Source organism: Pseudomonas sp. HMSC063H08 (assembly GCF_001813645.1).
GTDB lineage: Bacteria > Pseudomonadota > Gammaproteobacteria > Pseudomonadales > Pseudomonadaceae > Pseudomonas > Pseudomonas aeruginosa.
Genome location: NZ_KV813368.1, coordinates 1 through 21,323, shown reverse-complemented (window position 1 = coordinate 21,323; position 21,323 = coordinate 1). Strand labels below are relative to the sequence as shown.

Here is a 21,323-nt window from a genome sequence, read left to right as displayed (position 1 = left end):
AGGGTGGCCGCGGGCCCGCGCGGCCTTCCTTGGCGGCGGCAAAAACGTTATGGTCGGCGCCCCATCCTGGTGCCTGGTCCATGCGTTATCTACTGTTCGTCACCGTCCTCTGGGCGTTCTCCTTCAACCTGATCGGCGAGTACCTCGCCGGCCAGGTCGACAGCTACTTCGCCGTGCTTACCCGGGTCCTTCTCGCTGGCCTGGTGTTTCTCCCGCTGACCCGCTGGCGCGGCGTCGAACCGCGTTTCGTCGGCGGGGTGATGCTGGTCGGCGCGCTGCAGTTCGGCATCACCTACGTCTGCCTGTACCTGAGCTTCAACGTGCTGACGGTGCCCGAGGTGCTGCTGTTCACCGTGCTGACGCCGGTCCACGTGGCCCTGTTCGACGACCTGCTCAACCGCCGCTTCAACTTCTGGGCCCTGGCCGCCGCGCTGGTGGCGGTGCTGGGCGCGGCGATCATCCGCTACGACGGGATCACCGGCGAGTTCCTCCAGGGCTTCCTGCTGCTGCAACTGGCCAACGCCACCTTCGCCGCCGGCCAGGTGCTGTACAAGCGCCTGGTGCGCAAGTACCCGTCCGAGCTGCCGCAGCGCCAGCGCTTCGGTTATTTCTTCGTTGGCGCGCTGCTGGTGGCGTTGCCTGCCTGGCTGCTGTTCGGCGATCCGCAGCGCCTGCCGGCCGGCGAGCTGCAATGGGGCGTACTGGTATGGATGGGGCTGCTGGCCACCGCCCTCGGCCAGTTCTGGTGGAACAAGGGCGCCACCGAGGTGGACGCCGGTACCCTGGCGGTGATGAACAACCTGCACGTGCCGGTCGGGTTGCTGCTCAACCTGCTGATCTGGAACCAGCACGCCGACCTGCCGCGCCTGGCCCTGGGCGGCGCGGTGATCGTCGCTTCGCTGTGGGTCAACCGGCTCGGCCGGCGCGAGGTGCGTGCATGAGGATTTCCGGACAGGGCGTGCTGCTGTCGCTGGCCGCCTCGGTGCTGTTCGTTACCCTGCCGGGCTACGTCCACCTGCTGGAGCCGCTGGACAGCCTGCAGGTGGTGGCGCATCGGGTGGTCTGGTCGATCCCGATGGTATTCCTGCTGGTCGTCGCCACCCGCCAGTGGCCGACCCTGCGCGCCGCCTGGCGCCGGCTGTTCGCCGAGCCCTGGCTGCTGGCCTGCTTCCCGCTGACCGCGGCGATGATGCTGCTGCAATGGGGCATCTTCATCTGGGCGCCGTTGGCCGGGAAGACCCTCGAACTGTCGCTGGGCTACTTCCTCCTGCCGCTGGCGATGGTGCTGGTGGGGCGGGTGTTCTACGGCGAGCGCCTGACGCCGCTGCAGGCTATCGCCGTGGCCTGCGCGCTGGCCGGGGTGCTCCACGAATTCTGGCTGACCCGCGCGTTCTCCTGGGTCTCCCTGGTCACCGCGCTGGGCTATCCCCCGTACTTCATGCTGCGGCGCAGGATGGGCGTGGACGCGCTGTCCGGGTTCGTCTTCGAGATGCTCTTCCTGCTGCCGCTGGCGTTGGCCGCGCTGTACTGGCTGGGCGACGAGAGCCAGGCCTTCCGCGAGGCGCCGCGCCTGTGGCTGCTGCTGCCGATGCTGGGGCTGATCAGTGCGCTGGCCTTCGGCGCGATGATGGCTTCCAGCCGACTGCTGCCGATGGGGCTGTTCGGGATTCTCAGCTACGTCGAACCGGTGCTGCTGTTCCTGGTGGCGGTACTGTTCCTCGGCGAGGCGTTCCGTCCCGAGCAGCTATGGACCTACGCGCCGATCTGGCTGGCGGTGCTGTTGACCGGCTGGGACAGCGCGCGCCTGCTGAGGAAACAGGCGCGGCGGGGCATCTGAGCGAGCCGCAGGCGCCGGAATCAGCGCTTGCGGGTGCTTTCGACCTGGGCGAGGGTGGTCGGCAGGATGCGCTTGCCGGCCAGGTAGTGGCGTTTCCAGTAGCTGCTGTTGAGGTCGGAGACGCGGACCTTCTTGCCGCGCCGCGGCGCGTGCACGAAGCGGTCGTTGCCGACGTAGATGCCGACGTGGTCGACGCTGCGGCTGCGGATCCGGAAGAACACCAGGTCGCCCGGTTGCAGCTTGCCGCGGGAGACCTTGTTGTTGTCCATGTTGTAGATGGCGCGGGCGGTCCGCGGCAGGTCGACGTCGTCGACGTCCTGGAACACATAGTTGACCAGGCCGCTGCAATCGAAGCCTTTCTTCGGCGTGGTGCCGCCCCAGCGGTAGGGGGTGCCGATCATGCTGAAGGCGCGGTCGGTGACTTCGGAAGCGGCGGCCGCGACCACCGAGCGGTTGGCGGACTGGCGGGTGCTGACGACCCGGCTGGGCGACAGGGTGGAATTCTTCGACGGCTTGAAGGTGTGGGTGACCTGGTTGGAAGCCAGGCTGGGCGTCGAGAGGGCGGCCAGAAGGGCCGCGAAGCCTACAGACAGGCATGTCAAAAAGGGTGAACGCATTTCGGCATGTCTTCGCGTGCGTGAATAACGGTCCAGGCTTCCGCTGGTTCGTGGTTACTCTCTGTTCATCGGAGTGTCTTCTGGGTGACCGGAACGAGCCCTCCTGACTCTTCCGACCAGGCCGTCAAACGAAACGGCCAACTGCTTCCGGGCCTGGATGCATTCAGGTTGTCCCGGCGATAACGGGCTTCACGAAGGAAAATCGGGGACTCATCGGCGTTCCCAGCGTATTCCCCTACGAAAGCGGCGGCTATTGTGACCTATTTTGACGCCAGCCTTCTGACCATTCGTCGAATGGTCGGTTCCGGATGTGACGCGCCGGTTTCGCCATGCAAGTGGCGATACTTGCGGGTCCGGCAATGACCTGTTGTTCGCCGTGGCCTTGGAAAGCCTCTGCGCCGGGGGTATGTTCGTGGTCCCCGTACCCGAGTGAAGCCCGTAGAAGCGAGTCCAGATATGACCGAAACAGCCAAGCGTCCCTTGTACGTCCCCCATGCCGGCCCTTCGCTGCTGGAGATGCCGCTGCTGAACAAAGGCAGCGCGTTCAGTACCCAGGAACGCATCGATTTCAACCTGCAGGGCCTGCTACCGCACAACATCGAGACCATCGAGGAACAGACCGAGCGCGCCTACAGCCAGTACAACCTGTGCAACACCGATCTGGACCGCCACATCTTCCTGCGCTCGATCCAGGACAACAACGAGACCCTGTTCTTCCGCCTGCTCGAGGAGCACCTGGAAGAAATGATGCCGATCATCTACACCCCCACGGTCGGCCAGGCCTGCCAGGAGTTCTCGAAGATCTACCGGACCCACCGCGGCCTGTTCATCTCCTACCCGGACCGCGAGCGGATCGACGACATCCTGCGCAGCGCCACCAAGAACAACGTGAAGATCGTGGTGGTCACCGACAGCGAGCGGATCCTCGGCCTCGGCGACCAGGGCATCGGCGGGATGGGCATCCCGATCGGCAAGCTGTCCCTGTACACCGCCTGCGGCGGTATCAGCCCGGCCTACACCCTGCCGGTGGTGCTGGACGTCGGCACCAACAACCCGGACCTGCTCAACGACCCGATGTACATGGGCTGGCGCCACGAGCGGGTGAGCGGGGCGCAGTACGAGGAGTTCGTCGACCTGTTCATCCAGGCGCTCAAGCGCCGCTGGCCCAACGTCCTGCTGCAATTCGAGGACTTCGCCCAGACCAATGCCATGCCGTTGCTGGAGCGCTACAAGGACGAGCTGTGCTGCTTCAACGACGACATCCAGGGCACCGCCGCGGTGGCCGTGGGCACCCTGCTGGCGGCTTGCAAGGCCAAGGGCGAGAAGCTCAGCGAGCAGACCGTGACCTTCGTCGGCGCCGGCTCCGCCGGTTGCGGCATCGCCGAACAGATCATCGCCGCCATGCAACTGGAGGGCCTGGACGAGGCCCAGGCGCGTCGGCGCATCTTCATGGTCGACCGCTGGGGCCTGCTCACCGACGACATGAGCAACCTGCTCGACTTCCAGCACCGCCTGGCGCAGAAGCGCGCCGACCTCGGTGCCTGGGGCGGCCAGCAGGGCGACGACCTGGCGTTGCTGGAAGTGATCCGCAATGCCCGGCCGACGGTGCTGATCGGCGTCTCCGGGCAGCGCGGGCTGTTTTCCGAAGAGGTCATCCGCGAGCTGCACAGCCATTGCAAGCAGCCGCTGGTGATGCCGCTGTCCAACCCGACCTCGCGGGTCGAGGCGACTCCGCAGGAAATCCTCAACTGGACCGACGGCCAGGCGCTGGTCGCCACCGGTAGCCCGTTCCAACCGGTGCAGGTGGGCGACAAGCGGATTCCCATCGCCCAGTGCAACAACGCCTATATCTTCCCCGGCATCGGCCTGGGGGTGATCGCCGCGCGGGCCAACCGGGTCACCGAAGGCATGCTGATGGCCGCGGCCAACGCCCTGGCCAACTGCTCGCCGATCGTTACCCGGGGCGAGGGCGCCGTGTTGCCGGCGCTGGGTGACATCCGCGAGGTCAGCAAGCGCATCGCCGTCGCCGTGGCCAAGCAGGCCCAGGCCGAGGGCAAGGCCCTGCATACCAGCGACGAGGTATTGAACGACGCCATCGAGGCGAACTTCTGGTTCCCGCGCTACCGTGCCTACCGCCGGACTTCGTTCTGAGGCTTAGCCGCAGGCTGCGCACGGGGGAGAGGCGTTAACCGCCGATATTCCGCGCGATCGGTGCGAGAACGCGAAAAGGCCACCCCAAGGTGGCCTTTTTCGTTGACGGGAGCGCTAGCGCTCAGCGCACATGATCGGGGCGCGTCCGGTGTTCGGCCTGGGTTTCCGGGTTTTCCGCCGCGCGCCGCGCCAGGGCCGGCAGGACATGATCGCGCAGCAGCGGCGCGAGATTGTCCGGCTGCGCTTGGCCGGGGACCAGCCAGGCCAGTTCCTCCAGCTCCGCCTGCGCACAGACGGCGTGGGGCAGGCGGGCGACGTAGATATCGGCATCGACGCGGGTGTTCGCCTCGTTGGCCGCCGGCGCCTGGAAGCTGCCGAGGTGCTCGAAGGTCGAGGCGCCCATCGGCAGGCGCAGTTCCTCCAGCAGTTCACGCTGTAGCGCGGCGAGGGGCGTTTCGCCCGGCTCGCGCTTGCCGCCCGGGAGCATGAAGGCCTGGGTGCCGCGCTTGCGCACCAGCAACAGGTTGCCCTGGTCGTCGAACAGGCAGGCGGCGGAAATGCTCAGCAGGTTGTCGGTCATTGCGGGTCGTCCTCGGCGATCACCTGGTAGCGCATCTGTACGATGCCGCTGTTGTAGCCATGTTGTTCCAGCAGTTGCAGGCGCCGCTCGCGGCCGCCGGCGAACAGCGGGATGCCGGCGCCGAGCAGCTGCGGAATGACGCTGACGATCACCTCGTCGAGCAGCCCGGCCGCCAGGCAACTACCGGCGAGGCTGCCGCCGCCGGCCAGCCAGATCCGCCGGCAGCCCTGTTCGCCGAGGCGCGCGAGGCCTTCCTGGGGTGTGACGTGGCGCAACTCGACGCCTTCCGCTGCGCTTTCCTGCGGGTTGCGGGTGAGTACCTGGCAGGGTTTGCCCGAATACGGCCAGTCGCCGAAGCCGCGCACGATATCGTAGGTGCCGCGGCCCATCAGCAGGCCGTCGATGCCCTGGTAGAAGCTCTTGTAGCCGTGGTCGTTGCCGCCCTCGGCGAAACGGTCGAGCCAGTCGACGCTGCCGTCGGGGCGGGCGATGAAACCGTCCAGGCTGGCGGCGACGTAGTAGGTCAGGTGCGGTTTCATGGACGGTTTTCCTCGGTTCAGGCGGTGGCTTCGTCGCTGCGGCTCGGCGCGGCCAGCGCCTCGAACGAGCGGGCCCCGGCGTCACGCCCTTCGAGCATGCCTTGCAGCCCCTGGCGCAGGTCCTGGCCGCTGGGCTGCTGGTAGGCGCCGAGGCCGAACTCCGGCATCACCGCCAGCAGGTAGTCGAACACGTCGCCCTGGATGCGCTCGTAGTCGACCCAGGCGGTGGTGCGGGTGAAGCAGTATATCTCCAGCGGGATGCCCTGGGCGGTCGGCTGCAACTGGCGGACCATGCAGGTCATGTGCGGATGGATGTCCGGGTGGTTCTGCAGGTAGGCGAGGGCGTAGGCGCGGAACGTACCGATGTTGGTCAGCCGGCGGCGGTTGGCGGCCAGCGGGGCGACCCCGCCGTTGGCGGCATTCCACTCCTGCAACTCGGTCTGCTTGCGGGCCATGTATTCGGTGAGCAGGCGCACCTGGCTCAGGCGCCGCTCTTCCTTCTCGTCGAGGAAACGCACCTGGCTGGAGTCGACGTAGATTGCCCGCTTGATCCGCCGTCCGCCGGACTGCTGCATGCCGCGCCAGTTCTTGAACGACTCCGACATCAGGCGCCAGGTCGGCACCGAGACGATGGTCTTGTCGAAGTTCTGCACCTTCACGGTGTACAGGGTGATGTCCACCACGTCGCCGTCGGCGCCGACCTGCGGCATCTCGATCCAGTCGCCGACCCGCAGCATGTCGTTGCTGGTGAGCTGCACGCTGGCGACGAAGGACATCAGGGTGTCCTTGTAGACCAGCAGGAGGACCGCCGACATCGCGCCGAGGCCGGACAGCAGCAGGAGCGGCGAGCGGTCGATGATGATCGAGACGATGATGATCGCGCCGAACACGAACACGGCGATCTTCGCCAGTTGCACGTAGCCCTTGATCGAACGGGTGCGGGCGTGCTCGGTACGCGCGTAGATGTCCAGCAGGGCATTCAGCAGCGCGGTGAGGGCGAGGATCAGGAACAGCACGGTGAAGGCCAGTGCCAGGTTGCCGAGGAAGTGCGCGGCCTTGTCCGGCATCTCCGGGATCCACGGCAGGCCGAATTGCACCAGCAGCGAGGGCGTGGTCTGCGCCAGGCGCTGGAACACCTTGTTGCGGATCAGGTCGCCGAGCCAGTGCAGCGCGGGCTGGCGGGCGAGCAGGTTGGCGGCGTAGAGGACGATGTAGCGGGCCACCCGGCCGAGGATCAGGGCGCCCACCAGCAGCAGGCCGAAGGCCAGGCCGGCGTGCAGGATAGGGTGTTGGTCGAGCGCCGACCAGTACCCGGAGAGCTGGTCGAGAAGGGATGTGGAGTCCATGGACAGGCGACTTCCTTTGTTGCGGGCGGGGGGGACGGGCCGGCCCCGCGGTTGAACGGAGATCCCGACGCGGGGGCCGGGAACGCACAAAGGAACCAAGAGTGCCCCATCGGGCGCCGGATCGCATCCCCGACGTGTCTACAAAGGTTTTCCGCCGACGCGCGGGCTCAGCCGGCAAGCTCCTCCAGGGTGCGCCCGCGGGTCTCGATGCCGAAGGCCCAGACCACCAGGGCGGCGACGCCGAAACAGAGGGCGCCGAGGGTGAACACCCCGCCCTGGCCGGTGAGCGGCAGGACCAGCCCGGTGACCAGCGGGCCGAGCAGCGAGCCGATCCGCCCGACCGCCGAGGCGAAGCCCGAGCCGGTGGCGCGCGCGGAGGTCGGATAGAGTTCTGGCGTATAGGTGTAGAGCACCGCCCACATGCCGAACAGGAAGAACTGCATGGCCAGGCCGAAGCCGATCAGCAGCGCCAGGCTGCCGCCGAACACCGCGGTCTGGCCGTAGGCGTAGGCCATCGCGCCGCCGCCGAGGAGCATCAGCACGCAGCTCGGCTTGCGGCCCCAGCTTTCCACCAGCCAGGCCGCGCAGAGGAAGCCGGGTATCCCGGCCAGCGAGATCAGCACCGTGTAGTACACCGACTGGGTGACGGCGAAGCCGGATTGCTGGAGCAGCGCGCTGAGCCAGGAGGTCAGGCCGTAGAAACCGAGCAGGGCGAAGAACCACAGGCCCCAGACGGTCAGGGTGCGGCGCCGGTAGGCTGGCGACCAGAGTTCGGCGAAGGCGCTGAAGAAGCCCGGACGGCTGCGTTCCCGCTGCGGCTGGCGCAGCGGCGGCGGCAGCTCGGTCAGGCCCAGCGAACGCATCACCCGTGCTTCTATGTCGCGCAATACCCGGTCCGCCTGTTCGCGCCGGCCGGCCTGCTCCAGCCAGCGCGGCGACTCGGGAATCAGGAAGCGGATGGCGAGGACGAACACCGCCGGCAGCGCCAGCACCAGGAAAATGCTGCGCCAGCCGGTCAGCGGCAGGAGGAAGTAGGACAGGCAGCCGGCGGCGACGAAGCCCAGCGGCCAGAAGCCGTCCATCAGCGCAATGTACTTGCCGCGGCGGCTGGCCGGGATCATCTCCGACAGCAGCGACTGGGCGATGGGAAACTCCATCCCCATGCCGATCCCCAGCAATACCCGGTAGAAGGTCAGGCTGCCGAGGTCGCCGGCGGTGGAGCACAGGTAGCTGGCCAGGCCCCAGAGCACGATGCTGGCCTGGAATACCGGCTTGCGTCCGAAGCGGTCGGCGAGCATGCCCGACAGGGCCGCGCCGATCACCATGCCGAAGAAGCTCGAGCTGGCCAGCAGCCCGGCCTGCGCCGAGTCGAGCCCGAACTCGGCTTTGATCGAGCCGAGCAGGAAGGTCATCATCGCCAGGTCCATCGAGTCGAAGAAGAACGCCAGCGCGATGATCACGAAGATCAGTCGGTGATACGGACTCAGCGGCAGCCGTTCGAGGCGTTCGGCGGCGGATGCGGGCGCGTCGGGCATGACCTGGTTCCTCTGGGCGGCGGGCGTCGAACGAGTCTGCGATCGCCGCCCGCGCGGCGCTTGCCTGGCGGCGACCCGGCGTCGAGCCGATTGCGACGCCGGCGCTGGCCGTCGCGCCGCGCGAATAAAGCCTGCGCGCCGGCGCGGCAACCGTTAGGCTATGCACCTGTCCATTTTCACGTGCAATGCCGAGGTCTCCCTTGTTCAGCCAATTTCCCCTCCACGAACGCCTGCTGAAGGCACTGGAAAGCCTGTCCTTCAGCGAGCCGACGCCGGTCCAGGCCGCGGCCATTCCCAAGGCGCTGGAGGGGCACGACCTGCGGGTCACGGCACAGACCGGCAGCGGCAAGACCGCGGCCTTCCTGCTGCCGCTGCTGCACCGCCTGCTGGCCGAGGACAAGCCGCGCTCCCTGGCGCGCGCGCTGATCCTCCTGCCGACCCGCGAGCTGGCCCAGCAGACCCTCAAGGAAGTCGAGCGCTTCGCCCAGTTCACCTTCATCAAGGCCTGCCTGATCACTGGCGGCGAGGACTTCAAGGTGCAGGGCGCGCGCCTGCGCAAGAACCCGGAGATCATCATCGGCACCCCCGGCCGCCTGCTCGAGCAGCGCAACGCCGGCAACCTGCCGTTGCAGGACATCGAGGTGCTGGTGCTGGACGAGGCCGACCGCATGCTCGACATGGGCTTCGCCGACGACGTGCTGGCCCTGGCCAATGCCTGCCCGGCCGAGCGCCAGACCCTGCTGTTCTCCGCCACCCACAGCGGCGCCGGGTTGAACAAGGTGATCGCCGAGGTGCTGCGCGAGCCGCAAGTGCTGCGCCTGAACCAGGTCGGCGAGCTGAACGAGAACGTCCGCCAGCAGGTCATCACCGCCGACGACGTGGCGCACAAGGAACAGTTGCTGCAATGGCTGCTGAGCAACGAGACCTACACCAAGGCCATCGTCTTCACCAATACCCGGGTCTCCGCCGATCGCCTGACCGGGCGGCTGATCGCCAACCAGCACAAGGTCTTCGTCCTGCATGGCGAGAAGGACCAGAAGGACCGCAAGCTGGCCATCGAGCGCCTGAAGCAGGGCGCGGTGAAGATCCTCGTCGCCACCGACGTCGCCGCACGCGGCCTGGACGTCGAAGGCCTGGACCTGGTGATCAACTTCGACATGCCGCGCAGCGGCGACGAGTACGTGCACCGCATCGGCCGCACCGGTCGCGCCGGCGCCGAGGGCCTGGCGATCTCGCTGATCTGCCATGGCGACTGGAACCTGATGTCGAGCGTCGAACGCTACCTCAAGCAGAACTTCGAACGACGCAACATCAAGGAACTGAAGGCCGCCTACCAGGGGCCGAAGAAGCTCAAGGCCTCGGGCAAGGCCGCCGGCAGCAAGAAGAAAAAGCAGGACAGGAAGGGCGCCGCCGCCAAGCCCGCGGCCAAGCGCAAGCCCGCCGCGCGGCCGAAGGCCGGGCCGTCGGCGGTGGTCAGCGCCGACGGCATGGCGCCGCTCAAGCGCAAGAAGCCGACGGCGGAGTGATCGCGCGCCGCCGACCGCTTCGGAGGGCGGATAACCGTTTGCGGTTATCCGCCGCGCCGGCGTTGGATGGCGGATAACGCCGCTGGCGCTGTCCGCCCCGGGGGACTGCCAGGCCCCGTTCTCAACTCCCCGCCGTCGCGCCCGCCTCGTCGTTGGCCGGCGGCGTGGCGCTCTTCACCAGCGGCGTATCGTAGCTGCTGGCCTCGTAGCTCACGCAATGGCGGATCTGCGGCGGACCGTCGCCGGCATGCAGGGCGGTGACGTTGTCGATGACGATCTTGTCGGCCAGGGTCATGCGGTCGAGCATGCGCAGGTGCTGGATCCAGTTGTCCACCAGGAACAGTTCCTGCCAGACCTCCGGGTTGCTCACGTCGCGGAACAGCGACCAGCGCTCCGCGCCGTTGCGCAGGCGCAGGCGGCGCAGCGGCTGGGCGGCGCGAACGAAGTCGCGGGTGCGCTCGGCGGGAATCCGGTATTCGATGGAGACCAGCACCATGCCCCGCCGCGTGTTGAAGACGAAGCTCGGCTGCCCGGGCATGCTCGCCGGCGCGCGGGAAATACTGGCGGCGTCCATTTCCGGCAGGCGCGAGTTGTACAGGAGGATCACCGAGGCCAGCAGCAGGCAGCCGGCGGCCAGCAGCGCACCGTGCACGGTCATGGTCTCGGCGAGATGGCCCCAGAGGAACGAACCCAGCGCCAGGCCACCGTACAGCGCGGTCTGGTACAACGCCAGGGCGCGCGCCTTGATCCAGTCGGGGACGAGGATCTGCACCGCCGAGTTGTAGGTGGCGAGGGCGCCGATCCAGCAGCCGCCGCCGAGGATCAGCACCGGAAACAGGACCCAGAGGTTGTCTACCAGGCCGAGGGTCAGCAGGATCAGCGCCAGGGTGAAGCCGGCCAGACTGATCAGCCGGCTGCTGCCGATCCGCTGGCGCAGGCGCGAGACCTGGGTGCTGCCGAGGATCGCGCCGAGGCCGAGGGCGCCGAGCATGTAGCCGTAGATCGCCGCGTCGCCGTCCGGGTTGCGGTGCGCCAGCAGCGGCAGCAGGGCCCAGACCGCGCTGGCGGAGAGGCCGAAGGCGAAGGAGCGCATCATCACCAGGCGGGTGACGGTGGAGTACTGGGTGAAGCGCAGCGCCGCGGTGACGCCTTCGAGGATGCCTTCCGGCGGCAGGCTGCGCTTGGGCACGTCGCGCCGCCACTGCCAGATCGCCCAGATCAGGGCCATGTAGCAGAAGCTGTTGAACAGGAACACCCAGGCCGGTCCCACCGCGCTCAGCAGCAGGCCGCCGAGGGCCGGGCCGGCGGCGCGGGCGACGTTGTAGTTGACGCTGTTGAGCAGCACCGCGTCGCTGACCATGCGCGCCGGCACCTGCTCGTTGACCGCCGCCTGCCAGGCCGGGATGGTCACCGAGCCGCCGAGGGAGATCCAGAGGATGGAGATGATCAGCAGCACCGGGTCGAGGTAGCCGAGGAAGGCCAGCAGGGTGGCGAACATCGCCCCGGTCATCTCGAAGCTGAGTCCCCAGAGCATGATCTTGCGCCGGTCGTGGTTGTCGGCGATGACCCCGGAGAGGATCGACAGCAGCACCAGCGGCAGCGCCGCGGCGACCTGGATCATCGCCACCATCAGCGGGCTGGCGTGGGCGTCGGTGACCACCCAGGCGGCGGCCACCGACTGGGCCCAGGTGCCGAGGTTGGCGAACAGGTTGCAGATCCAGATGATGCGGAAGGCCTGGATCGAGAACGGCGCCCAGGTGCCGGTGCGTTCTGGCTTGGCCGCTTGGCCTTCGGGTTTGAGGGGCAGGTCGTGCTTGGGCGAAACGGACTGGAGCATCAGATGGGTGCCTTGTATCAGCGTGCCTGATGTCGGGAAAGTCTAGCCGCCTGGCGCCTGGGCGCCATTGATGGCGGTCATGGGGCCGGCCCGGCGTGGATAGACATTGGTCCGATGGCGCTATCGGAGAGTTCCGATGTCCAGGCAGGACAGTGCCCTGGGTGTCCCGCATTGGTAGGCTTGCCGGCACCGAGTCGAGACAAGAGCGAAAAGCCGATGAAGTTGCTGTTGCGTTGCCTGCTGCTGGGGGCGTGGGTCGTCTCGCCGAGCCTGTGGGCCTGGTCCAACCATACGGTGGGCAGCTACCTGGCATTACGCGAGCTGGCGGCCATCCGCGAGGCGCCGGAAGTCGAGGTGGAGCCGCTGGAGGCGTTCCTCGCCGCCGAGCGCGGCGGACTGGCCGCCCTGCTGGATGAGCAGGAAGCCTACGCCCGTGCGCATATCGGCAACTACCCGGCGCGTCCGGACGCCCTGCGCTTCGCCGCCGACGGCGAGGCCGGCGACTTGCGCCAGGCGTTCCTCGCGGCGCTGCGGGTCAACCCGGAGATCCGCCTGGCGCTGGCGATCCAGCCGCTTCCCGGGCAGGACCAGCCGCAGCGCCCGCACCTCAAGCCACAGGAGGTGCTGGTGTTCCAGAACCTCTCGCCGTGGACCGCCTGGCGTTTCATCCGCCTGGAGCCCGGCGAGCGAGTCGCGCCCCTGGCAGTGCTGGCCACCGCCGCCGACGAACCGGACTACGGCCACGACATCAACCTGTTCAGCGACAACCCCGGCGAGGCCGGCCAGCGCTACGGCTTCGGCACCCAGCCATTCGGCGACCCGCGCTTCGAGTTCAGCTCCCAGGCGCCGTTCCACATGGGCTTCTACCACGAGGCGGCGGTGATCTACAGCGGCGCGCCGTTCCTCGCCCGGGCCTGGCCGGAATGGCGTGCCTACCAGTACTTCGGCCTGTCCCGCTTCGCCTTCGCCAACGGTCATCCCTACTGGGGCTACCGGTTCCTTGGCTGGGGCATGCACTACATCCAGGACATCACCCAGCCCTACCACTCCACGCCGCTGCCCGGTGCCAGCCTGGCGGCGATGCTACAGATGGAGGGCAAGGCATTGCTCGGCTACCCGGAGGAAAAGCAGGCGGCCATCGAGCGTGTCGCGAACCGCCATACCGCGGTGGAGAAATACCAGTTCGACTGGCTGCGCCAACTGCTCCGCGACGGCCGCCCGCAGCCGATGCTCGACGCCTACGCCGACACCCGCCGCGACGGTGCCTATCCGGCCTATTCGCCGACCTACTTGCGCGAGGTGGTGGCCGCCGAGTCGAACGCCCACGCCGCGGCCTTCGACGCCGCCATCGGCGAATGGCTGGCCGCCCGCCCGGCCTTCGCCGCGCAGGACTTCAGCGAGAGCAACCAGCCACGCCCCGAGGCCCACGACAATGCGGTGCTGAACGCGCAACTGATCGAGCTGATCGGGCATTTCGGCGCGCATAGCCGGAACATCGCCAGGGCGGCGTTGGAGACGGAGGAGGGTGAGGCGAAGGAGTGAGGGGGACGGCGGATAAGCGGCGGATAACCGCGAGCGGTTATTCGCCCTACGGAGCAGGGGCGCTGTCCGGCGTTTCCGGGGTGTGCAGGGCGGCGAACCCGCCCCGCCAGGCGGGTCGATGCCGCGACTCAGTCGCGCAACAGCTCCGCAGGCACCTCGCTACGCAACATCAACTGGCACTGCTGGCTCTCCGGGTCGAACAGGATCACCGCCTCGCCCCGCCGCAAGGCATGCCGGGCGCGTTCTACACGCACGTCCAGCGGGGTCTCGTCGCCATTGTCGGTGCCTTCGCGGGTGACGAAGTCTTCCAGCAGGTTGTTCAGGGTGTCGGCTTCGAGCAGGTCGTGGGGGATCAGCATGGCGGTACTCCGGTATGGCGGCGAATGCTAGCGCGACGCATCGCGTACTGTCATGCCTGTCGCGAAGGCTGGCCGAGCAGGCGTTCGAGGGTGGCATAGAGTTCCGCCCGGTCCACCGGCTTGCCGAGGTAGGCGTCCATGCCGGCCTCGATTCCGGCCCGGCGGTGTTCGTCGAGGATGTGCGCGGTCAGGGCGACGATCGGGACGCGCGGCCAGCCCTGGGCACGCTCCTCCCGGCGGATCAGGCGGGTCGCCTCGAAGCCGTCCATTTCCGGCATCTCGCCATCCATCAGGATCAACTGGATGCCGTTCGGGTCGCGCAGGTACTCGTCCAGCGCGAGCCGTCCGTTGCCGGCCAGGCGCACCGCGTAGCCGCGCTTGGCGAGGAAGCCGCGCACCACCAGCTGGTTCACCGGGTTGTCCTCGGCGACCAGGATGCATGGGGCGTCCAGGCGTTCGTCCGGGGCCGCCTCGCTGCTCCGCCCTGGCTGTCGGCGCCGCTCCCGGTACAGTTCCAGCAGGGCTTCGCGCAGGGCCTTCACCGCCACCGGCTGGGCCAGGGCCAGCAGGCGCAGGCCTTCGTGCGGCGGCAGGTCCTGGCAGTGCTGCGGCGGGCATAGCAGGAGGATGCGCTGGCCTTGCTCCAGTTGCGCATAGAGGGTGTCCAGCCAGATCGACGGCGGGCCCGGCCAGGGCGCCGCCAGGACCAGCAGGGGCGGTGCGCTGAAGTCCTCCAGGTAGGCGTTCAGCCGTCTCGGCTGCAGGCAGCGTTCGACCCGCAGCCCCCAACGCTCCAGCAATGCCTGCAGGCAGTCCAGGGTCAGGTTGTCCTCGCTGGCCAGCAGGGCCGGGCGGTGTTGCAGCAGTTGCGCCAGTTCGTCCGCTTCGCCGGCCTCGAGGGCGGGGCTGAGCGGCAGGTCGACGCTGAACCGGGTGTCCTTGCCCGGCTCGCTGCTCACCTCGATGCGCCCGCCCATCATCTGCACCAGCTCGCGGCTGATCGCCAGGCCCAGGCCGCTGCCGCCGTAGCGGCGGGTGGTGCTGGAGTCGGCCTGGGAGAAGGATTCGAACAGGGTCTTCTGCGCCTGGGCGGATATCCCGATGCCGCTGTCGCTGACGCTGTACAGCAGGCGCTCGCGTCCGCCCTCGTCGAAGCGCCGCTGCACGCGCACGGCGACATGGCCTTCGGCGGTGAACTTGAGGGCGTTGCTGAGCAGGTTCATCAGTACCTGGCGCAACCGCGTCGGGTCGCCGTTGAGGCGGCGCGGCACGCCCCTGTCCAGGCCGAGATGCAGGTGCAGGCGTTTTTCCACGGCCTGGGCGCTGAACAGCGCCAGGGTGTCGGAGAGCAGTTCCTCCAGGTCGAAGTCGATGCGCTCCAGGTGCAGCTTGCCGGACTCGATGCGAGCGTAGTCGAGGATATCGTTGATCACCGACATCAGCGCGCTGCCGGAGCTGGCGATGGTCTCCACGTAGGCCGCCTGGCCGCGATCCAGCGGGGTGTCGCGGAGCAGTTGCAGCATGCCCAGCACGCCGTTCAGCGGGGTGCGGATCTCATGGCTCATCTTCGCCAGGAAGCGGCTCTTCGCCTCGTTCTCCACCCGCGCCTGCTCGGCCGCCTGGCGCGAGCGGAAGCCTTCCTCCTTGAGCGCATTGATGCGGTCGGCGAGGCCGATGGACAGGGTCACCAGTTCCACGGTCATGCCGATCTTGACCACGCTGCTGCCGAACAGGCCGAACAGTTCGAAGCCCAGCGAGGCGGCGGTGGTGACCAGGAACGACAGCAGCAGCGCGCCCCAGGCCAGGATGTAGTAGAGGCCGTAGCGCAGGCCCTGGCGCCAGACGTGGACGCCGGCCAGCAGCAGGCTGAGGGAGACCAGCATCACCGTCAGGCTGGCGAGGACGTTCCAGGCGCGTAGCCCCACCAGCGGCTCGCTGGCCAACAGGACCACGCAGGCCAGCAGCAGGCCGCGGAGGAAGCGGTCGAGGCGCGGGAAGTCGCGGCGGGTGTAGAGGTAGCCGCGGCTGAACTGGATCGACACCAGGCAGCTCAGGTACATCAGCAGGTAGATGCCGGCCGACTCCAGCGCCACGTGTCCGGGCAGCAGCTTGAACAGCAGGCCGTCGAAGCTGGCGGAAAACAGGCCGAGGCTGAGGTTGTACAGCAGGTACCAGGCGTAGGTGGCCTCGCGCAGCGAGACGAAGAGGAACAGGTTGTAGCAGAACAACCCGAACAGCACCCCGTAGAAGGCCCCGTTGAAGCCCATCAGGGTTTCCTGGCTGGCCGCGCTGGCCGCGTAGGTGCTGAAGTACAGCGGCACGTAGACGGTGCTGGTGCTCTGCACGCGCAGCAGCAGGGTGCTCTCGCCGGGCGGCAGTCGCAGCGGGAACCAGAAGTTGCGCACCTGCACCGGGCGCTGGGAGAAGGCGAACAGGTCGCCGCTCTCCTGCTGTTCGATGCGCCCATCGGCGGTCAGCAGGTAGACCTTGAGGTCGTCCAGCAGCGGGTAGTTGACCTCCAGGAAACCGGCCAGGTCGGCGCCGTTGCGGTTGTCCAGGCGCACCCTGAACCACCAGGCCGCGGCGTTCTTGCCGAAGTTCGCGTGGTCGCCGCGCAGGGCGGTGAAGGCCTGGGCCGGCAAGGCGACGATGTCGCCCAGGCGCGCCTTGCCGCCGGCGTCGCGGTAGTACTCGGCGTATGCGCCCAGGGACAGGCGCAGGTCCTCTCCGTCCAGCGGTGCGGGCGGCTGCGCCCGGGCCGGCAGCGCGCAGCAGAGCAACAGCAGGACCAGGCAGAGTCGGGACATGCAACTACTCCATGGACACGAGTCGGCACGCATGATGCTACGGAGGAAATGAGACAGGCGAGGGAACCTGCCATCAGCCTAGCAGTTGGCTGGAGAGGAGGGCGGCCTCCCCGGGGGCGGGGAGGCCGGCGCGGGCTCAGCCCTTGTCGCTGTTGTTGCTGCTGTCGAGCACTTCGTCCACCGGCGGGACGTGGGTGCAGCTTTCCATGTGCACCGGATGCTCGAGCTGCTTGTTGAAGCGTTCCAGCGAGGTTTCCCGGGGCTTGGCGTCGCTGGCGAAGACCGGCGGGCTGAGGATGTAGGCAGTGAGCAGGCGGCTCAGCGCGGCGAGGCTGTCGATGTGCGTGCGCTCGTAGCCGTGGGTGGCGTCGCAGCCGAACGCCAGCAGCGCGGCGCGGGTGTCGTGGCCGGCGGCGATCGCCGACTGCGCGTCGCTGTGGTAGTAGCGGAACAGGTCGCGGCGCAGGGCGATGTCGTGGCGCTCGCCGAGCCGCAGCAGGTGCCGCGACAGATGGAAGTCGTAGGGCCCGCCGGAGTCCTGCATGGCCACGCTGACGCTGTGCTCGTTGGAATTCTGGCCTTCGGCCACCGGGGCGATGTCGATGCCGACGAACTCGCTGACGTCCCAGGGCAGGGCGCCGGCGGCGCCGGAGCCGACTTCCTCGGTGATGGTGAACAGCGGGTGGCAGTCGATCGGCGGCTCCTGCCCGCTTTCCTTGACCGCCTTCAGCGCCGCCAGCAGCGCCGCGACCCCGGCCTTGTCGTCCAGGTGGCGGGCGCTGATATGGCCGCTCTCGGTGAACTCCGGCAGCGGATCGAAGGCCACGTAGTCACCCACCGAGATGCCCAGGCTCTCGCTGTCGGCGCGACTGGCGGTATAGGCGTCGAGACGCAGCTCGATGTTGTCCCAGCTGATCTTCAGGTTGTCCACCTCGGTATTGAAGGCGTGGCCCGAAGCCAGCAGCGGCAGCACGCTGCCACGGAACACGCCCTGTTCGGTGAACACCGTGACCCGGCTACCCTCGGCGAAGCGGCTCGACCAGCAGCCTACCGGGGCCAGGCCGAGGCGGCCGTTGGGCTTGATCTCGCGGACCAGCGCGCCGATCGTGTCGAGGTGCGCGGAAACCGCCCGGTCGGGGGTATTCAGGCGGCCCTGGAGGGTCGCCCGGATGGTTCCCCGGCGAGTCATCTCGAAGGGCACGCCAAGTTCGTCGAGCTGCTCGGCGACATAGCGCACGATGGTATCGGTGAAGCCGGTGGGGCTGGGGATGGCGAGCATCTCCAGCAGCACCCGTTGCAGGTAGTTGAGGTCCGGTTGTGGCAGAGGGGTCATGAAGGCACCTCGCGGCTGAGGGGGAAGAGAAGATCGACGAAGCGTTCGGCGGTCGGCTGCGGCTCGTGGTTGGCCAGGCCGGCGCGCTCGTTGGCTTCGATGATCACGTAGTCGGGCTGGTCGGCGGCCTCGACCAGGAAGTCCAGGCCCACCACCGGTATTTCCAGGGCCCGCGCGGCCTGGATCGCGGCCTCGCGGAGGGCCGGATGGAGGGCGTCGGTGACGTCCTCGAGGATGCCGCCGGTGTGCAGGTTGGCGGTGCGCCGCACGGCCAGGTGTTCGCCGCTGGGCAGCACGTCGTCGTAGCCATAGCCGGCGGCCCGCAGGGTGCGCTCGGTCTCGTGGTCGAGCGGGATGCGGCTTTCCCCGCCGGTGGCGGCCTGGCGCCGGCGGCTCTGCGCCTCGATCAGCTCGCGGATGCTGTGCCGGCCGTCGCCGATCACCGCGGCGGGACGACGGATGGCGGCGGCCACCACCTCGTAGCCGATCACCAGCACGCGCAGGTCGTGGCCGGCGTGGTAGCTCTCCAGCAGCACGCGCGAATCGAAATGGCGGGCGGCCTCGATGGCCTCCTCGACCTCTTCCGCGGTGCGCAGGTCCACCGCCACGCCCTGGCCCTGCTCGCCGTCCACCGGCTTGACCACCAGCGAACCGTGCTCGGCGAGGAACGCGGCGTTTTCCTCCGCGCTGCCGGCCAGGCGCTGCTGCGGCTGGCGCAGGCCGGCGTGCTGCAGGGCGCGGTGGGTGAGGACCTTGTCCTGGCAGAGGGTCATGCTTACCGCCGTGGTCAGGTCGGAGAGCGATTCACGGCAGCGGATCTGCCGGCCGCCCTGGGTCAGGGTGAACAGGCCGCCCTCGGCGTCGTCGACGCGTACCTCGATGCCGCGCCGGTGGGCCTCGTCGACGATGATCCTGGCGTAGGGGTTGAGGTCTTCCTCCGGGCCGGGGCCGAGGAACAGCGACTGGTTGATGCCGTTCTTGCGCTTGATGGTGAAGGTCGCCAGTTCGCGGAAGCCGAGCTTGCGGTAGAGCGCCTTGGCCTGCTGGTTGTTGTGCAGCACCGAGAGGTCGAGGTAGGCCAGTTCGCGGCTCATGAAGTGCTCGACCAGGTGCCGCACCAACGCCTCGCCGACGCCCGGCCGGCTGCATTGCGGGTCCACCGCCAGGCACCAGAGGCTGGAGCCCCCCTCCGGGTCCTGGAACGCCTTGGCGTGGTTGAGGCCCATCACCGTGCCTACCGCGATGCCAGTGTCGGCGTCCTCGGCCAGCCAGTAGATCGGCCCCCCCTGGTGGCGCGGGCTGAGGCGCTCGGTCTGCACCGGAAGCATGCCGCGCGCCAGGTACAGGCGGTTGATCGCCGCCCAGTCCTCCTCGGTATGCACCCGGCGGATGCGGAAACCGCGTGGCGGACGGCGCGCCGGGCGGTAGTCGGTGAACCACAGGCGCAGGGTATCCGAGGGATCGAGGAAGAGCTGCTGCGGGGCGTGGGCCAGGACCTGCTGCGGCGCCGCCACGTAGAGCGCGATGTCGCGTTCGCCGGGGGCTTCCTGTAGCAGGTCGCGGGCCAGTTCCTCGGCGGCCGGGTAGGTCTGCCCGATCAGCAGGCGGCCCCAGCCGCAGTGGATGCTCAGCGGTTTCTCGGTGGGCTCGCTGTGATCTTCGGCGAGACGCGCCTGCAGGCGTTCGTAGGTGGGCGCCTGGATACGTTGCAGGCGCTGGTTGTGCGGGTGAGGCAGATGCAAGTGGCCTTTCATGATCGCTCCTGGTTCGGGCCCCTGCGTTGGGGGCCCATTTTCAAAGTCCCTGTTCGCTGAGCCAGAGGTTGAGGGCGGCCAGCTGCCACAGCTTGGAGCCGCGCAGCGGTGTGAGGTCGCCGTCCGGATCGCTCAGCAGGCGATCGAATATCGCCGGCTGGAACAGGCCGCGGTCCTGGCTCGGGTCGAGCAGCAGCTCGCGTACCCATTCGCGGGTGCGGCCCTGCAGGTGCTTGAGGCCGGGCACCGGGAAGTAGCCCTTGGGCCGGTCGATGACTTCGCTGGGAATCACCTTGCGCGCGGCACCCTTGAGCACCTGCTTGCCGCCGTCGCCGAGCTTGAAGCGGGCGGGAATGCGCGCCGACAGCTCGGCCAGGCGGTAGTCGAGGAACGGCACGCGGGCTTCCAGGCCCCAGGCCATGGTCATGTTGTCGACCCGCTTGACCGGGTCGTCGACCAGCATGATCGTGCTGTCCAGGCGCAGCGCCTTGTCCACCGCGGCCTCGGCGCCGGGGCTGGCGAAGTGGTCGCGGACGAAACGCCCGGCGACGTCCTCGACGCGGAAGCGCTCGCCGACGGTGGCCAGGTATTCCTCGTGGTCGCGGTCGAAGAACGCCGCGCGGTACGCGGCGAAGGCGTCGTCGGCGCCATCCACCTTCGGATACCAGTGGTAGCCGGCGAACAGCTCGTCGGCGCCCTGGCCGCTCTGCACCACCTTGCAGTGCTTCGAGACTTCCCGCGCGAGCAGGTAGAAGGCGATGCAGTCGTGGCTGACCATCGGCTCGCTCATGGCGCGGAAGGCCGCCGGCAACTGCTCGATCACTTCGTGCTCGCCGATGCGCAGGCGATGGTGGCGGGTGTGATAGCGCTCGGCAATCAGGTCGGAATACTGGAACTCGTCGCCGCGCTCGCCGCCGGCATCCTCGAAGCCGATGGAGAAGGTCAGCAGGTTGTCCACCCCGGCCTCGTGCAGCAGGCCCACCAGCAGGCTCGAATCGACCCCGCCGGAGAGCAGCACGCCGACCTCGCGGGCGGCGCGCTGGCGGATCGCCACCGCTTCGCGGAGGCCGTCGAGGACGCGCTCCTGCCAGTCGTCGAGCGTCAGCTCGCGCTCGTCCGGGCGCGGGCCGTAGTCCAGCGTCCACCAGGTGCGCTGCTCGCAGCTGCCGTCGAGGTCGACGCTCATCCAGGTCGCCGGCGGCAGCTTCTTCACGCCCTCCAGCAAGGTGTGCGGGGCGGGAACCACGGCATGGAAGTTGAGGTAGAAATTCAGCGCCTGCGGATCGAGGTCGCTGGCGATGTCGCCGCCCTTGAGCAGGGCCGGCAGGCTCGAGGCGAAGCGCAGGCGCGAGCGGTCGAGGCTGTAGTAGAGCGGCTTGATGCCGAGGCGGTCACGGGCCAGGAACAGCCGCTGGCGATCGCGCTCCCAGACGGCGAAGGCGAACATCCCATTGAGCCGGGGCAATAAATCGGCGCCCCAGGCATGGTACCCCTTCAAGAGAACTTCGGTGTCGCCGCCGGAGAAGAACCCAGGGCAATCGCATGAACGCCTGCCGATTT

16 protein-coding genes are annotated in these 21,323 nt (G+C 68.3%); 5 read left to right on the top strand and 11 right to left on the bottom strand.

Annotated features, from left to right (window positions below):
- The first annotated feature begins 80 nt into the window (after positions 1–80).
- A complete protein-coding gene (locus HMPREF2924_RS05585) occupies positions 81–941 on the top strand; it encodes a carboxylate/amino acid/amine transporter (protein WP_003092000.1) in 861 nt (286 codons plus the stop codon).
- The gene (gene rarD / locus HMPREF2924_RS05580; RefSeq protein ID WP_003091995.1) at positions 938–1,837 is read left to right on the top strand and encodes an EamA family transporter RarD; all 900 of its coding nucleotides are present in this window, start codon (positions 938–940) and stop codon (positions 1,835–1,837) included. The genes HMPREF2924_RS05585 and rarD overlap by 4 nt, the downstream gene beginning before the upstream one ends.
- Positions 1,838–1,857: 20 nt before the next feature.
- On the opposite strand, the gene HMPREF2924_RS05575 is transcribed toward rarD, so the two are convergent.
- Positions 1,858–2,454, bottom strand: a complete 597-nt coding sequence (locus HMPREF2924_RS05575) for a C40 family peptidase (protein ID WP_003103763.1) — start codon at positions 2,452–2,454, stop codon at positions 1,858–1,860.
- Between the two features lie 456 nt (positions 2,455–2,910).
- Between HMPREF2924_RS05575 and HMPREF2924_RS05570 the strand changes: the two genes are divergently transcribed.
- Positions 2,911–4,605, top strand: coding sequence for an NAD-dependent malic enzyme (locus HMPREF2924_RS05570; RefSeq protein WP_003130160.1), 1,695 nt, complete (start codon positions 2,911–2,913; stop codon positions 4,603–4,605).
- Between the two features lie 121 nt (positions 4,606–4,726).
- On the opposite strand, the gene HMPREF2924_RS05565 is transcribed toward HMPREF2924_RS05570, so the two are convergent.
- The 4 genes from HMPREF2924_RS05565 to HMPREF2924_RS05550 all read right to left on the bottom strand — a co-directional run bounded on the left by HMPREF2924_RS05565 (position 4,727) and on the right by HMPREF2924_RS05550 (position 8,605).
- Positions 4,727–5,185 (bottom strand): NUDIX hydrolase, encoded by a 459-nt coding sequence (locus tag HMPREF2924_RS05565; RefSeq protein ID WP_003113894.1) that lies wholly within the window; start codon positions 5,183–5,185, stop codon positions 4,727–4,729.
- Complete coding sequence (locus HMPREF2924_RS05560; protein WP_003091983.1) at positions 5,182–5,724, bottom strand: dihydrofolate reductase family protein; 543 nt, start codon at positions 5,722–5,724, stop codon at positions 5,182–5,184. The genes HMPREF2924_RS05565 and HMPREF2924_RS05560 overlap by 4 nt, the downstream gene beginning before the upstream one ends.
- A gap of 17 nt (positions 5,725–5,741) precedes the next feature.
- On the bottom strand, positions 5,742–7,070 hold the full coding sequence (locus HMPREF2924_RS05555) for a mechanosensitive ion channel family protein (protein ID WP_003091979.1): 1,329 nt from the start codon (positions 7,068–7,070) through the stop codon (positions 5,742–5,744).
- Between the two features lie 167 nt (positions 7,071–7,237).
- Positions 7,238–8,605 (bottom strand): MFS transporter, encoded by a 1,368-nt coding sequence (locus HMPREF2924_RS05550; RefSeq protein WP_003091973.1) that lies wholly within the window; start codon positions 8,603–8,605, stop codon positions 7,238–7,240.
- 185 nt (positions 8,606–8,790) lie between these two features.
- On the opposite strand from HMPREF2924_RS05550, the gene HMPREF2924_RS05545 reads away from it, so the two are divergent.
- Positions 8,791–10,131: a DEAD/DEAH box helicase gene (locus HMPREF2924_RS05545; RefSeq protein WP_003122185.1), complete on the top strand. Its 1,341-nt coding sequence runs from the start codon at positions 8,791–8,793 to the stop codon at positions 10,129–10,131.
- A gap of 121 nt (positions 10,132–10,252) precedes the next feature.
- Here HMPREF2924_RS05545 and HMPREF2924_RS05540 read toward each other — a convergent pair whose 3' ends face one another.
- Positions 10,253–11,968, bottom strand: coding sequence for an MFS transporter (locus HMPREF2924_RS05540; protein ID WP_003103747.1), 1,716 nt, complete (start codon positions 11,966–11,968; stop codon positions 10,253–10,255).
- Between the two features lie 216 nt (positions 11,969–12,184).
- Between HMPREF2924_RS05540 and HMPREF2924_RS05535 the strand changes: the two genes are divergently transcribed.
- Positions 12,185–13,510 carry a phospholipase C/P1 nuclease family protein gene (locus tag HMPREF2924_RS05535; RefSeq protein WP_003130162.1) on the top strand — a complete coding sequence of 442 codons (1,326 nt, stop codon included), beginning with the start codon at positions 12,185–12,187 and terminating at the stop codon, positions 13,508–13,510.
- 128 nt (positions 13,511–13,638) lie between these two features.
- Here the strand turns inward: HMPREF2924_RS05535 and HMPREF2924_RS05530 are convergent, their stop codons facing one another.
- The 5 genes from HMPREF2924_RS05530 to HMPREF2924_RS05510 all read right to left on the bottom strand — a co-directional run.
- Positions 13,639–13,869 carry a YheU family protein gene (locus tag HMPREF2924_RS05530; RefSeq protein WP_003091959.1) on the bottom strand — a complete coding sequence of 77 codons (231 nt, stop codon included), beginning with the start codon at positions 13,867–13,869 and terminating at the stop codon, positions 13,639–13,641.
- 50 nt (positions 13,870–13,919) lie between these two features.
- Positions 13,920–16,676, bottom strand: coding sequence for a hybrid sensor histidine kinase/response regulator (locus tag HMPREF2924_RS05525; protein WP_003130164.1), 2,757 nt, complete (start codon positions 16,674–16,676; stop codon positions 13,920–13,922).
- 136 nt (positions 16,677–16,812) lie between these two features.
- On the bottom strand, positions 16,813–18,009 hold the full coding sequence (locus HMPREF2924_RS05520) for an osmoprotectant NAGGN system M42 family peptidase (RefSeq protein WP_003111432.1): 1,197 nt from the start codon (positions 18,007–18,009) through the stop codon (positions 16,813–16,815).
- On the bottom strand, positions 18,006–19,763 hold the full coding sequence (ngg, locus tag HMPREF2924_RS05515) for an N-acetylglutaminylglutamine synthetase (RefSeq protein ID WP_003130165.1): 1,758 nt from the start codon (positions 19,761–19,763) through the stop codon (positions 18,006–18,008). Before ngg ends, HMPREF2924_RS05520 begins: the two co-directional genes overlap by 4 nt.
- A gap of 40 nt (positions 19,764–19,803) precedes the next feature.
- A partial coding sequence (locus tag HMPREF2924_RS05510) for an N-acetylglutaminylglutamine amidotransferase (RefSeq protein WP_141765525.1) occupies positions 19,804–21,323 on the bottom strand: 1,520 nt, incomplete at its 5' end.